12 protein-coding genes are annotated in these 13,026 nt (G+C 64.1%); 5 read left to right on the top strand and 7 right to left on the bottom strand.

The annotated features are described in order from the left end of the window. Positions 1 to 95: 95 nt before the first annotated feature. Complete coding sequence (locus tag QO034_RS09520; RefSeq protein ID WP_284485290.1) at positions 96 to 1,745, bottom strand: electron transfer flavoprotein-ubiquinone oxidoreductase; 1,650 nt, start codon at positions 1,743 to 1,745, stop codon at positions 96 to 98. Positions 1,746 to 1,922: 177 nt separating this feature from the next. Next, a complete protein-coding gene (locus QO034_RS09515; RefSeq protein WP_284485289.1) occupies positions 1,923 to 4,121 on the bottom strand; it encodes a xanthine dehydrogenase family protein molybdopterin-binding subunit in 2,199 nt (732 codons plus the stop codon). 485 nt (positions 4,122 to 4,606) lie between these two features. On the opposite strand from QO034_RS09515, the gene greA reads away from it, so the two are divergent. From greA to QO034_RS09500, 3 genes are read left to right on the top strand one after another with little or no spacing between them, the layout of a single operon-like run. Beyond that, entirely contained in the window at positions 4,607 to 5,077 is a 471-nt protein-coding gene (gene greA, locus QO034_RS09510) for a transcription elongation factor GreA (RefSeq protein WP_284485288.1), read from the top strand. Between the two features lie 11 nt (positions 5,078 to 5,088). Then, the gene (locus tag QO034_RS09505; protein ID WP_284485287.1) at positions 5,089 to 6,117 is read left to right on the top strand and encodes a hypothetical protein; all 1,029 of its coding nucleotides are present in this window, start codon (positions 5,089 to 5,091) and stop codon (positions 6,115 to 6,117) included. 49 nt (positions 6,118 to 6,166) lie between these two features. Then, on the top strand, positions 6,167 to 6,757 hold the full coding sequence (locus QO034_RS09500) for a DUF502 domain-containing protein (RefSeq protein ID WP_284485286.1): 591 nt from the start codon (positions 6,167 to 6,169) through the stop codon (positions 6,755 to 6,757). A 27-nt stretch (positions 6,758 to 6,784) separates the two neighbouring features. Here QO034_RS09500 and hemA read toward each other — a convergent pair whose 3' ends face one another. Next, positions 6,785 to 8,008, bottom strand: a complete 1,224-nt coding sequence (gene hemA, locus QO034_RS09495) for a 5-aminolevulinate synthase (protein WP_284485285.1) — start codon at positions 8,006 to 8,008, stop codon at positions 6,785 to 6,787. Positions 8,009 to 8,216: 208 nt separating this feature from the next. On the opposite strand from hemA, the gene QO034_RS09490 reads away from it, so the two are divergent. Together QO034_RS09490 and QO034_RS09485 are read left to right on the top strand one after the other, a co-directional pair. Further along, positions 8,217 to 8,924 (top strand): Crp/Fnr family transcriptional regulator, encoded by a 708-nt coding sequence (locus QO034_RS09490; protein WP_284485284.1) that lies wholly within the window; start codon positions 8,217 to 8,219, stop codon positions 8,922 to 8,924. Beyond that, positions 8,921 to 9,481 carry a DUF4202 domain-containing protein gene (locus QO034_RS09485; RefSeq protein WP_284485283.1) on the top strand — a complete coding sequence of 187 codons (561 nt, stop codon included), beginning with the start codon at positions 8,921 to 8,923 and terminating at the stop codon, positions 9,479 to 9,481. Before QO034_RS09490 ends, QO034_RS09485 begins: the two co-directional genes overlap by 4 nt. On the opposite strand, the gene QO034_RS09480 is transcribed toward QO034_RS09485, so the two are convergent. Genes QO034_RS09480 through QO034_RS09465 form a run of 4 tightly spaced genes read right to left on the bottom strand, consistent with a single transcriptional unit; the run spans position 9,471 to position 13,026 of the window. Further along, positions 9,471 to 9,740, bottom strand: coding sequence for a nitric oxide reductase F protein (locus QO034_RS09480; protein ID WP_284485282.1), 270 nt, complete (start codon positions 9,738 to 9,740; stop codon positions 9,471 to 9,473). The two genes, QO034_RS09485 and QO034_RS09480, sit on opposite strands and share 11 nt — an antisense overlap. Beyond that, positions 9,737 to 10,285, bottom strand: coding sequence for a cytochrome c oxidase subunit 3 (locus tag QO034_RS09475; RefSeq protein ID WP_284485281.1), 549 nt, complete (start codon positions 10,283 to 10,285; stop codon positions 9,737 to 9,739). The genes QO034_RS09480 and QO034_RS09475 overlap by 4 nt, the downstream gene beginning before the upstream one ends. Then, complete coding sequence (locus tag QO034_RS09470; RefSeq protein WP_284485280.1) at positions 10,282 to 12,210, bottom strand: nitric oxide reductase activation protein NorD; 1,929 nt, start codon at positions 12,208 to 12,210, stop codon at positions 10,282 to 10,284. Before QO034_RS09470 ends, QO034_RS09475 begins: the two co-directional genes overlap by 4 nt. A gap of 9 nt (positions 12,211 to 12,219) precedes the next feature. After that, on the bottom strand, positions 12,220 to 13,026 hold the full coding sequence (locus tag QO034_RS09465; RefSeq protein ID WP_284485279.1) for a CbbQ/NirQ/NorQ/GpvN family protein: 807 nt from the start codon (positions 13,024 to 13,026) through the stop codon (positions 12,220 to 12,222).

Genomic DNA, 13,026 nt, shown 5'->3' with positions numbered 1-13,026 from the left:
TGCCTCGCCGTTTGCTGTGACGGGGAAACTAGGCTCTCCGGAGAGGGGAGGCAATGGCGCAGCGTGTTTTGCTGCGCCTTTCCGTTCGTTTTCGCCTACATATTGGGATAATTCGGGCCGTCCCCGCCCTGCGGTGTGACCCAGGTGATGTTCTGGCTGGGGTCCTTGATGTCGCAGGTCTTGCAGTGCACGCAGTTCTGGAAATTGATCACGAAGCGCGCGTCCTTGCCATCCTCCTGCACGAACTCGTAGACGCCGGCCGGGCAGTAGCGCGCCGAGGGGCCTGCGAACTTGGGCAGGTTCACCTCGACCGGCACATCCGGGTCGGTCAGGCGCAGGTGGCAGGGCTGGCTTTCCTCGTGATTGGTGAAGGAAAACGCGACGTTGGTCAGGCGGTCGAACGACAGGGTGCCATCGGGCTTGGGATAATCGATCGGCGCATGCTTGCTCGCCTCTTCCGTCGCCTCTGCGTCCGTCTTGCCATGTCCCATCGTGCCGAACAGCGAAAAGCCCAGCGTATTGGTCCACATGTCGAACCCGCCAAGGGCAAGCGACGGAAGCAGACCCCATTTCGACCACATCGGCTTGACGTTGCGGACCTTCTTCAGGTCCTGGCCGATGGCGCCGCCCCTCACCTCGTCCTCATAGGCCGTCAGTTCGTCGGCGCCGCGCCCGTCCTGAATGGCGGCAAAGGCCGCTTCGGCCGCCGCCTTGCCCGACAGCATCGCATTGTGGTTGCCCTTGATGCGCGGCACGTTGACCATCCCCACCGAACAGCCGAGCAACGCGACACCGGGCGCAACCATCTTTGGCATCGACTGATAGCCGCCCTCGGAGATCGCCCGCGCCCCATAGGCCACGCGCTTGCCGCCCTTCAGCAGGTCCGCCACCATCGGGTGATGCTTGAACCGCTGGAATTCCATGTAGGGGAAGAGATGCGGGTTCTTGTAGTTCAGGTGCACGACGAAACCGACGTAGACCTGGTTGTTTTCCAGATGGTAGATGAACGACCCGCCCCCGGCATTGCCGCCCAGCGGCCAGCCCATGGTGTGGGTGACAGTGCCTTCCCGATGCTTGGCCGGGTCGATTTCCCAGATTTCCTTCATGCCGATGCCGAATTTCTGCGGCTCGTGACCCTGGCTCAGGTCGTATTTCGCGATCACTTCCTTTGAGAGCGATCCGCGCACGCCTTCGGACAGGAAGACATACTTGCCGTGCAGTTCCATCCCCGGCTCGGTGTTGGGGCCGTAGGAACCGTCCGGCTCCAGCCCGAAGACGCCCGCCACGACGCCCTTGACCTCGCCCTTGTCGCCATAGACCAGTTCGGAACAGGACATGCCGGGGAAAATTTCCACGCCCAATGCCTCGGCCTGCTCGGCCATCCAGCGGCAGACATTGCCCATGCTGACGATGTAGTTGCCGTGGTTGTTCATCAGGGGCGGCATCGGCCAGTTCGGCACCCGCAGCTTGCCCGCCTCGCCGAGCATGTAGAAATTGTCTTCTTTCACCGGCACGTTCAGCGGCGCGCCCTTTTCCTTCCAGTCGGGGATCAGCGCATCCAGCCCGCAGGGGTCGAGCACCGCGCCGGACAGGATATGAGCGCCGACCTCGCTGCCCTTTTCCAGAACGACGACATTCAGATCCGCATCCAGCTGTTTCAGACGGATCGCCGCGGACAGACCGGCCGGACCTGCCCCGACGATCACAACATCGTATTCCATCGCTTCGCGTTCGATTTCGGCCATCCCGGCGCTCCTTGGCTAGATCCCAGCAACCCTCGCAGGCGCAAAACTGTTTCGCGGCTGATACCGTTTGGCGGGGCCAAGCGTCAATCAAAACACCGCGTCAGATGGTCGTTCGGATGATGAAAATGCGCTCTGAAAAGCCGCGCGGGCGGCGAAATTGCCGCCCGTGCGCCGTGTTCAAACCGTGGGACCCAGAGGCAGGGCGCGCATGCGCTGCCCCGTCGCCACGAACAGGCCGTTCGCGATCGCCGGGGAGACCGGCGGCACGCCAGGTTCTCCGACTCCCGTGGAATGGACGCTGAACGGATGCGGCACGATATGCGTGACCACGTTTCCGGGGAAATTGTCGGAGCGCACCACGTCATAGTCGTTGTAGTTGCTCTGCATGACGGCACCGTTCTCGAAGGTGATCGACGAATGCAGCGCCACGGTCATTCCCATCACCGACGCCCCTTCGATCTGGCTCCGGATGCGTTCCGGGTTCGCAGCGAAACCGCAGTCGATCGCCATGTGCATTTCGGGCACCGTGATTCGGCCGTCGACAACCTTCACATGGGCGGCGCAGGCGACGTAGGACACGAAACTTCGATGCACGGCAAGCCCGATGCCTTCGCCCTCGGGTAGCTCCTTGCCGAAACCGATCCCGTCCGCCGCCACGGTCAGCACATGCGCCAGACGCCCCGTGTCGATCGGGAATTCGTCATAGACCTCACCGTAATCCCAGAAATTCTCCGGATAGCCTTCGGCGACCGGGTCCACCTTGCGCGGCGCCCCTATCAACTCCAGCCACATTTCGCGCTGGTCCTTGCCAAGGTCCGCCGCAAGCTCGCCGACGAAGGATCCGATGGCAAAGGCGCGCGGCAGGTTGGACACGGCCCGGAACCAGCCGATCCGCGTATGCGCAAAGGCCTCGCCGTTCTCGACGCTCACGTTCGGGATGGCAAAGGGCATGTCCACATGCCCCATGCCGTTCTCGATGAAGAACTGGTGCCCGCCGTCCGGCGCGAAGGTGGTCACGATGGACGGCGCGACGGAATTGTGCCGCCATCCCGTGACCTTGCCCGCGTCATCCAGCGCGACCTCGATCCGCTCCGCCGACGTGGTGTGGTAGAAACTGTGGCGCACGTCGTCTTCGCGGGTCCATTGCATGCGGACCGGCGCGCCCACCTCGCGGCTGAGCAGCGCGGCCTCGGTCACGTAGTCCGCCTTGGATTTCCGGCCGAACCCGCCGCCCAGAAGCGTCACGTTGACCCGCACCTTTTCCGGTTCCAGACCCAGCGCCACGGCGGTATCGACCCGCGCCGCATAGGGGCTTTGAACCGGGGCCCAGATTTCCAGGCCCTCCGCAGTATAGCTGGCCAGCGCCACCGGCGGTTCCATCGGGATATGCGCCATGTGATCCTGCGTATAGGTCTGCCCGAACACACGCGCGGCGCCCGCGAAGGCCGCATCCGGGTCGCCCTGCTTGCGCAGGACCTGGCCCGGTTGCTCTGCCGTGGCTTTCATTTCTTCCATGAACGGGCCGGAATTGTAGCCCGCATGCGGGCCATCGTCCCATTCGATCGTCAGCTTGTCCCGCGCCTGCATCGCGGCCCAGGTGCTGTCGGCAACCACGGCCACGCCGCCCAGCGGGGCGAATTTCGCCGGGGGAATCGAATGCGGCAGCTCATAGACACCGACGACTCCCGGCATTGCCAGCGTCTCGGTCGCATCAAAGGACACGACCTTGCCGCCGACCACCGGCGGACGCACGGCAACGGCATACTTCATGCCGGGCAGGGTCACATCCGCACCGTAGACAGCCTTGCCGGTGGTGATGTCGTGGATATCGTAGATCTGCACCTCGCCCTTGCCGATGTAGCGGAACTGGTCCTCCGATTTGTAGGCAATCTCTTCATGCGTCGGGACCGGCAACGCCATCGCCGCCGCCGCCAGTTCTCCGAATCCCAGCGTTCTGTCACCGTTCCGGGCCATGTGGTTTTCGACCACCACATCGCCCGCATCGACGCCCCATTCCTGCGCTGCGGCGGCCTGCATCATGTGCCGGACCGAACCGCCGATCTTGCGCGCGGCCTGGATATGATGGCGCAGGCTGCGCGAGCCGTCGGTATCCTGGTTGCCGTATTTCGGCTCGTCGCCTTCGGCCTGAACGATGCGGACACGTCCCCAGTCGGCTTCCATCTCGTCCGCCATGATCATCGGCAGCGACGTCCGGCTGCCGGTGCCCATCTCGGAACGATGCGCAACCAGCGTCACCGTGCCGTCAGCGTCGATACTGACGAACACGAGCGGATCGTCACGCAGACCATGCGGCATCTGTTCGCCGCCGGTCGGCCATTTCGGAAAGGCATCGCCGCGTGTCGCGTAGACACCCAACGCAAGGGCATCAGCGGGTCCGCCTCCACTTCGATCTCGGCGCCATTCACTGTCAATAGTGTCATCTTCCTCTCCCTGTTCTTGTGAATAGTCTTGGCAGTATGTCTTGGTTGTCATGGGCGCGCCTGCGATGTCGGCGCCGGTTCCGCCAAGGAGACTAGCACAGACTGGCGATTCCCCCAAAAAACCGTTGCCCGACACCACGGCGCGCCAGGATCATGGCGGAGATCCGGAACGACGCCAAGAATGCCGCGGTTCAGACTGCCGATCATGCGGTCCCCGAAACTGCCGGACGGTTCGATCGCGATGATCGCCACGGACTGAAACGCGGGAGCCGGCATTCCGCTCAGGCCGAATACCGCCACCCGGTTCTTGCACTGCCCCTTGCAATCCGGCGCGGGTTTGGGTCAGGTAAACGCCAAATCATCGGATCGTCCCGGCGCATATCGCGTCGGGGCGACCTGTTTTAGTATGGATGACAAGTCATGGAAAAAATCCCGATGACGCCGGCAGGACACAACGCGCTTGAAAAGGAACTCAAGCAGCTGAAGTCCGTCGAGCGTCCTGCCATCATCAAGGCAATCGCCGAGGCCCGCGAGCATGGCGACCTGTCGGAGAACGCCGAGTATCATTCCGCGCGGGAAAAACAGTCTTTCATCGAAGGCCGGATCAAGGAAATCGAAGGTGTGCTGTCGCTGGCCGACGTGATCGATCCCGCCAAGCTGTCCGGCCCGATCAAGTTCGGCGCGACGGTCACGCTGGTGGACGAAGATACCGACGAGGAAAAGACCTGGCAGATCGTCGGCGAATACGAAGCCAACATCGAAAGCGGCCTGCTCAACATCAAGTCGCCGATTGCCCGCGCGCTGATCGGCAAAGAGGAAGGCGACAGCGTCGAAGTGCGCACGCCGGGCGGCGACCGGTCGTATGAGGTCGTCAGCATCGCCTATTCCTGAAAGACCGCCCCATGTCAGGTCCCGAGCCAGGCCACCAGGAAAAGAACCGGACGACATCACTCGGGATCTATGACAGGCCGAGCCTGCAGGCCGTGACGGGCATAGAAATCGCGGCGATCGTCCTCTCTGTCCTGTGGCTCGCCGGATCGTTCCTGTTCTTCGTCATGACCCCCGAAGACGGCGAATCCGGGCAGGGCGGATCGCAGATCGCGACGACCATCCTGACTGTCTTCATGCCCGTGGCCATGATCTGGGTCGCGGCCACCGCCGCACGATCCAACCGCGTGATGCGAGAGGAAAGCCAGCGCTTGCAAACGGCCATCGACAGCATCCGCCAGGCCTATGTCGCCCAGGCGCAACGCGGCATGGGCGGGTCGGACGCTTCCATGGCCCGCAAGCTCGATGAAATCGCCGCCGCCGCGCGCAAGACCGAAACCGCGCTGGCGACCTTCTCGACGCGGCGGGAAACCGGCCCGGCCGGCGTCAGGCCGCCCGCGTCGCATGGCTCCGAGATGCCGGCGGATCAGGGCTTGCTGGCACTCGGCACCCCGGCGGAGGCGCTGTCGCCGCCGCTTCCGACAGACGATTTTATCCGCGCGCTGAATTTTCCGGAGACGGCGGAAGACGAACCGGGGTTCGCCGCGCTGCGCCGCGCCATGCGGGACCGCCGGGCAGCCCAGCTGATTCAGGCCAGCCAGGATGTCCTGACCCTGCTCAGCCAGGACGGTATCTACATGGACGACCTGCGTCCCGACATGGCCCGGCCGGAAATCTGGCGCCAGTTCGCGCAGGGCGCCCGCGGGCGCGCCATTTCGACGCTCGGCGGTGTCCGGGACCGCACGTCGCTGGCCTTGACCGCCGGACGGATGAAACAGGACCCGATCTTTCGTGACGCCGCGCACCATTTCCTGCGCCTGTTCGACCGCAGTTTTGCGGCCTTCGAGACGGGCGCGTCCGATGCCGACATTGCTGCGTTGGGCGAAACACGGACGGCGCGCGCCTTCATGCTTCTGGGGCGGGTTGCCGGCACATTCGACTGACCGCGGCGTCCCTGGCTGGCGCCGTCCACAACCATGCCTGGACAACCGAATGAAAACATTGAAAACAACGATTCTCGGCGGGCTGCTCTTTCTGGCCCCGCTTGTCGTCCTGATCTTCATCCTGTCAAAAGCTTTCGAATTCAGCCGGACCCTGGCGGTTCCCCTGGGACGCGTGTTTCCCATGGATCGCATCGCCGGCGTCGCCCTTTCGGACATCCTCGCCGTGGGCCTGATCCTTTTCGTTTCCTATCTCGCGGGCCTCGTCGCGCGCGGAAAGGTGCTGGCAAAACCGGTGGCGCGGATCGAAAGGGTGCTGATCTCGGTCGTGCCCGGCTATGCGGTCCTGAAAAGCACGCTGGCCGGATTGATGGGCGACACCTCTGTCGAATCGCTGTTGCAGCCGGTCCTGATACGGCTGGACGATGTCCACCAGATCGCTTTCGAGGTCGAACGGCTTGACGACCGGTCGGTGGTTTTTCTGCCGGGTGCGCCGTCGGCCTGGTCGGGGACCTCAGTGATCGTCGATAGCAAACGCGTCACCTACCTGTCCGTGCCGCCGCATCAGGTAACGGGGCTTCTGCGCGTTCTCGGACGCGGCACCGGAAAACTGAGCCTGGACTCGTCGGCAAAACCCGATTGATCGCGGGTTCCGGCGTCCGAATTCCCCTTACTGGGCGGCCATCGGGCGGCGGGCCAGCTGACAGGCGCTCCACAATTCGGCAAGGGCCGACACCAGCCGGTCGATGTCCTCGGCGGAATGAACCGGCGACGGCGTGATACGCAGCCGTTCGGTGCCCTTTGGAACCGTCGGGTAGTTGATCGGCTGAATGTAGATCCCGAACCGGTCCAGAAGCAGATCGGAGATGTATTTGCACTTGACCGGGTCGCCTACCATCACCGGAATGATGTGGCTGGGGTTCTTTATGTGCGGGATTCCGATTTCGTCCAGCCGCGCCCGCAGTTCGGCGACCCTCTGGTGCTGAAGCCGGCGCTCGCTGGCGCTGGCCTTCAGATGCCGGACCGAGGCGGCGGCTCCCGCCGCGACGGCGGGCGGCAATGCGGTCGTGAATATGAACCCGCTGGCGAAACTGCGCACGAAGTCGCACAGGGCGGCGGAGGCGGCGATGTATCCCCCGACGACGCCAAACGCCTTGCCCAGGGTGCCCTCGATGACGGTCAGCCGGTGCATCAGCCCTTCCTGTTCGGCGATCCCGCCGCCACGCGGACCATACATGCCGACGGCATGAACCTCGTCCAGGTAGGTCATCGCCCCATATCGATCCGCCAGATCGCAGATTTCCGCGATCGGAGCGATGTCGCCATCCATCGAATAGACCGATTCAAAGGCGATCAGTTTCGGCGCATCGGCGGGCGCGGCGGCCAGTTTCATTTCCAGGTCAGCCAGGTCGTTGTGTTTCCAGATCACCTTCTGGGCGCGCGAATGGCGGATTCCTTCGATCATGCTGGCGTGGTTCAGGCTGTCGGAGAACACGATGCAGCCGGGAATTTCCGAAGCCAGCGTTCCCAAAGCCGCCCAGTTCGACACGTAGCCCGAAGTGAAAAGCAGAGCGGCTTCCTTGCCGTGCAGATCGGCCAGTTCCTGTTCCAGCAGCACATGGTGATGGGTCGTGCCCGAGATGTTGCGGGTTCCGCCCGCGCCCGCGCCGCACGTGTCCAGCGCGTCGTGCATGGCCGCGAGGACCGCGGGATGCTGGCCCATGCCGAGATAGTCGTTGGAACACCAGACCGTCACGTCGCCGGTTTCCGACTCCTTGAAACGGGTGGCTTTCGGAAAAGCACCGCGCTGCCGCATCAGATCGGTGAAGACACGATAGTTGCCTTCGTCCTTCAGCCGCGCCAACCGCTCCTGAAAATAAGCCTCATACGACATCCGCGACCCTTTCCTGACGTTTGGCATGAGCCTAGTCCGGACCGGACCCGTCCATCCTTGACAATGATCAAGCCATCGCCGAATGCGTCCCCCTGTCGCGATGGGCAAATCCGCTGTTAAGTTTCGCGACGCTCTCGTGTAAACCAGCTCTGGTAGAGGAAATTTCGATGCGCCAGAGAGCTGGGCCACGGGAAAGAGCAGGAACATCATGATTGCAGACCGGGACACGAGCATCGCGCGCAATTCGCTGCTGCTGAAGAGCATGCCCAAGGACGTCGCCGACGCGCTGCTCAAGGGTGCGGTCACGCGGCAGGCCGGCCGGGGAGAAACCCTTTTCCTGCAGGGTGAAATCGCGCAGGTCATCCACGTCGTGCTGGACGGGTGGGTCAAGTTGTACCGCATTTCTCCGAACGGCAACGAAGCGGTGGTGAACGTGTTCACCCGCGGCAGCAGCTTTGGCGAAGCCGTCGCCTTTCGCCATGGCGAATATCCTGTGTCGGCCGAGGCGGTCACGGATTGCACCCTGTTGCAGATCTCCGCCACGACCTTCACCACGATGATGCGCGCTAACCCGGAAATCTGCCTGTCGGTTCTGTCGGCGACGTTTCAGCATCTTCAGGCGCTGGTCGGACAGATCGAACAGATCAAGGCGCAGACCGGGGCGCAGCGGGTGGCGGAATTCCTGCTTGGCCTGTGCAACCAGGAGACGGGCAGTTGCGTCGTGACCCTGCCCTATGACAAGGTCCTGATTGCCGGGCGTCTGGGCATGAAGCCGGAAAGCCTGTCCCGTGCTTTCTCCAAGCTGCGTCCGCACGGGGTCCGCATCGCCAAGAACCACGCGGCGATCGAGAATATCGAACAGTTGCGCACTTATGCCGACGAAGATCCGGCCTCAGCATGGAACAAGGCCCTATGAAAAATCTGGCCGCGGCCCTTGCCGCCATTGACGCCGCCAATGCCCACGATCCGGACAGGTCCGAAGGCGACCCGGCGGCGCAGCTTTACGGTCGGCGGATGACCGAGGAACTGGCGCGGCTGTTTCCCGATGCCTCCGAACCCTTGCAGATCGCCGCGCGCGGGCAGCACATCGAACGCTGGATCCTGAAACGGGCCGACTATCCGCAGGGGCGCGAAGGGTATCTGACCTGGCGGCGGGATCTGGCCCGCCATCACGCGGACCGGGTGGGCGAGATCATGGCCGCCGCCGGCTATGACCAGGACTCCGCCGAGGCGGCGGGCAAGATGATCCGCAAGGAAGGGATCAAGCGCGACCCGGATGTTCAGGCGCTTGAGGACGTGATCTGCTTCGTATTCCTGAAATGGTATTTCGCGCCGTTCTCGACCACGCAGGACCCGGACAAGATGCAGCGAATCGTGGAAAAGACGGCGCGCAAGATGTCCGCGGAAGGGCGCGTACGGGTGTTGAAGGAGTTCGAACTGCCTGACGCGCTGGCCGCCGCGTTCAAAGCATGACCGGAATCAGGTAAAGCCCCAGCAGCAGCGCACAGAACAGCGCCAGCGACACTCCGAAGCCCCGCGCCCAGAAGGGCGCCTGCGCAAGCCCGAGGTAGCGCCCCAGGATCACCCGCGCCTTCAGCCAGGCCAGGGTCAGGATCGCGGCCCCGGCCAGGGCCTGCCAGTGCGCCGGAATCGGCCAGACCGCAATCAGCGTCGAGACAAAGCTGAAGACGAGCAGGGCCAGCCAGCCGGTTATCAGGGCTTGTGTCGTCATCGCAGCAGGTAGATCACAGGAAACAGCAGCACCCAGACCAGGTCGACCATGTGCCAGAACGCGGTGCCGACTTCGATGTTGCGCGGCGCATTGCGCCAGCCGACCAGCAGCAGGATCACGATACCCGCCACCACATGGGCGGCATGAAAACCGGTCAGCAGGTAGTAGAACGTGAAGAACGGATGGCTGTCCCAGCCGATGCCGAGCGCCGACTTGTCCGAATACTCCACGGCCTTGATGACAAGAAACAGCACCCCCAGAAGCGATGCGGCAACCAGGGCCAGCCGCGAGATCCCGCTCCGGCCCGCTTCACGCAGCGGCAGGGCCAGCGCCGCGAGAAATCCGCTGGTCACGAGGATCACCGTATTCAGGCCGGCGGCGGACCGGTTGAGAAAGGACTGCGCCTCGGCAAAACCGGCCGGATCGGTGGCGCGCACGGCAAGGAACGCCGCCAACCCGGCGCCGAACACCAGCAGTTCGCTGACGATCAGCACCCACATCATCAGATCCCCTGGCAACTCGTCCAGCACCGTTGCTTCGCTCATGCGCCTACCAGTTCCCGGTAGATGAGCGGCAATGCCTCGGTCAACTTGTCGGGATGCGGAATGACGTGGAAGCCGCCGCGTCCGAACAGGCGCGGAAACCACGTCTTGGCCTGCTTGTCGATGGTGACGCCGAACACGGAATGACCGGCCCGACGCGCCTCGCGCACGGCCATCGCGGTATCTTCGATGCCGTGGCGTCCTTCGTAGTGGTCCAGATCGTTGGGCTTGCCGTCGGTGATCACCAGCAGCAACCGGCGCTTCTTGCTCTGGCGCGCCAGGTCCACCGACGCATGGCGGATCGCCGCGCCCAGGCGCGTGTAGAAACCGGGGCGCAAGGCCCCGATCCGGTCCTCGACGGCGGCAGTCATCGGTTCCCCGAAGGCCTTGCATTGCTGGATGTAGACGCGGTCGCGCTTCAGCGAGGAAAACGCGTGGATCGAGAAATCGTCGCCGCAGGCGTCCAGCCCCCAGGACAGGGCCGCCAGAGCCTCGCGTTCGATGTCGATCACCGCCCGGCCGGTCACGGCGCTTTCGGTCGACCGCGACACATCCAGCAGGATCGACACCGCCAGATCGCGGGCCTGCGGCAGCGATTGCCGCCAGATCCGGTTGCTGCCCGCGCCATTGGCCAGAATGTCGACCCGCGCGCGCACGACCGCTTCCATGTCGAGTTCATCCCCGTCAAGGCAACCGGGCACGAAGACGCGGCCGGGACGCAATGCCTCGAACTGACGTTTGACATGTCGAATGCGGCGCATGGCGCGCGGATCTTCGCGAAAGGAGGGGACGCAATCACCCGCTTCCGCGATGCTGTGAAGAACCCGGACGTGATCGGGCAGGTAGGCGCCGGATCGCGCATCCCATTCAGGATAGGTATGCACACCGGACAGGCGTTCGCGGTCCACATCTTCGGGCGCGAGGTCCAGATGCAGTTTCAGGCGGGTCGCGGGGGCCTTGGATATCTGGCCCAGCCCGATCTCGTCCTGATCGTCGGCGGCCTTCTTGGCGTTGTCCGGATCGTCGTCATCGACCCGGCGGTTCAGGTTCAGGAACTCGGCCCAGCTGAGGATCGCCTCGAACTTGTGCAGGATCAGGCTATCGGCGCGTTGCGCCTGGTCAGCCTGCCGACGGCGGGCGCGATGGGTTCCGTCGCCGCCTTCCTCGGGCGACCCGTCGGCGTCCCGGCTTTCTACACTGTCGGATGCGCTGAACGCCAGTTCGCGCAGGTCGGGCCAGATGGCCACGGGGTGGAAAGGCTGGTATTTTCCAGGAGCCTTCAGGTTCGACGGGTGCGCCTGCTGCAACTGGAGCGCATGATCCGACAGCGGCGCTGTATCGCCCAGCGCATGGCGCACGAGCGATTCGACGGCGGCCTCGACCCTGGGCAGCCCGCTCGTGGTCCGCCGCTGATGCAAGGTCGCATCGCACAGAGTCCGGTAGAGGTCGGCAAGACCGGGTGCCTGTTCCAAAGCGGATTCGACCATGGCGCGCGCGGATGCAATCGCCGCAAGATCGGCGCGCAACGGGTCCGAATGGGTCATGTGTTCGCCGGCATTGGCGGCGGCGGCGGTGAGCCAGAGATAGAGCGCGCCATTGGCTTCACGCGTCGGAAACACTGCCAGCCGTTCGGGCAGGCGCAACACCTCGCCGTCGAAGCTGGCGCGCGGGAGGATTTCCGCTTCGGCCCCCAGCCGGCGCAGGAAACTCAGACGGTGGCGGCTGACTTCACCGCTGACGGGGCGCAGTTCGACCGAATGCGCCCCGCCGAGTCCGCGAAAGAAAACGGCCAACCGCCCGCTGACCTCGGAAAGGTCTACGCTGGCTCCGTGATGCACCTCTGGTGCATCCAGGCGGCTGGCAAAGGCGTGCCACAGTTTCCCGACGGTTTCTTCGGGTTCCCATGGCTCTATTTCAATCCTGCCCACGGCCATGCCTCACCCGAAGATGGCCGCAACAAGATCTAGGAGCCCGCGTTTCACATCGGCGTCGTCCGTCAGCGGTTCGATCATCGCCGCCTCGACCGCGCGGTCAATGGGCATGCCCTGCGCGATCAGCGACGCGGCATAGACGATCAGACGGGTGGATACGCCTTCTTCAAGATCCTGCCCCTTGAGTGCCCGGAGCTTGCCGGCCAGACGGACCAGGGGCTTCACCCTCTCTTCGTCCAGACCGCTTTCGCGCGCCACGATCTGTACTTCCAGATCGGGCGACGGGAAATCGAACTCCACCGCGAGAAACCGCTGGCGGGTAGACGGTTTCAGGGTCTTGAGGATGTTCTGGTAGCCGGGATTGTAGGACGCCACCAGCATGAAGCCGGGCGCGGCCTCCAGTTCCTCGCCGGTCCGGTCGATCGGCAGGATGCGCCGGTCGTCGGTCAGCGGGTGCAGCACCACGGTCACGTCCTTGCGGGCCTCCACCACCTCGTCGAGATAGCAGATCGCGCCTTCCCGCACCGCGCGGGTCAACGGCCCGTCGACCCAGACGGTTTCGCCGCCCTTGAGCAGGTAGCGCCCGATCAGGTCGGCGGCGGACAGGTCGTCATGGCAAGCCACCGTATAGAGCGGCCGGCCCAGACGCGCCGCCATATGCGCCACGAACCTGGTCTTGCCGCAGCCCGTCGGCCCTTTCAGGAGCATCGGCAGGTTGTTGGCGCTGGCGGCCTGAAACAGGCTGCATTCATCGCCCTGGGGCAGGTAGAAGGGGGCGTCGGCCGCCCCCTCGAGTTTGCTGAAAGCGTTCAT

This window comes from Sedimentitalea xiamensis (assembly GCF_030164465.1).
In the GTDB taxonomy this organism is placed as follows: Bacteria; Pseudomonadota; Alphaproteobacteria; order Rhodobacterales; family Rhodobacteraceae; genus Sedimentitalea; species Sedimentitalea xiamensis.
Note: the sequence above shows the minus strand (reverse complement) of the source record. Positions and strands in the feature narration are given on the sequence as shown.

Bases quoted from the DNA above. Each gene is read 5' to 3' on its own strand.
- QO034_RS09520 (WP_284485290.1), bottom strand. From the start codon at position 1,745: ATGGCCGAAATCGAACGCGAAGCGATGGAATACGATGTTGTGATCGTC.
- greA (WP_284485288.1), top strand. From the start codon at position 4,607: ATGGAAAAAATCCCGATGACGCCGGCAGGACACAACGCGCTTGAAAAG.
- QO034_RS09505 (WP_284485287.1), top strand. From the start codon at position 5,089: ATGTCAGGTCCCGAGCCAGGCCACCAGGAAAAGAACCGGACGACATCA.
- QO034_RS09500 (WP_284485286.1), top strand. From the start codon at position 6,167: ATGAAAACATTGAAAACAACGATTCTCGGCGGGCTGCTCTTTCTGGCC.
- hemA (WP_284485285.1), bottom strand. From the start codon at position 8,008: ATGTCGTATGAGGCTTATTTTCAGGAGCGGTTGGCGCGGCTGAAGGAC.
- QO034_RS09490 (WP_284485284.1), top strand. From the start codon at position 8,217: ATGATTGCAGACCGGGACACGAGCATCGCGCGCAATTCGCTGCTGCTG.
- QO034_RS09485 (WP_284485283.1), top strand. From the start codon at position 8,921: ATGAAAAATCTGGCCGCGGCCCTTGCCGCCATTGACGCCGCCAATGCC.
- QO034_RS09480 (WP_284485282.1), bottom strand. From the start codon at position 9,740: ATGACGACACAAGCCCTGATAACCGGCTGGCTGGCCCTGCTCGTCTTC.
- QO034_RS09475 (WP_284485281.1), bottom strand. From the start codon at position 10,285: ATGAGCGAAGCAACGGTGCTGGACGAGTTGCCAGGGGATCTGATGATG.
- QO034_RS09465 (WP_284485279.1), bottom strand. From the start codon at position 13,026: ATGAACGCTTTCAGCAAACTCGAGGGGGCGGCCGACGCCCCCTTCTAC.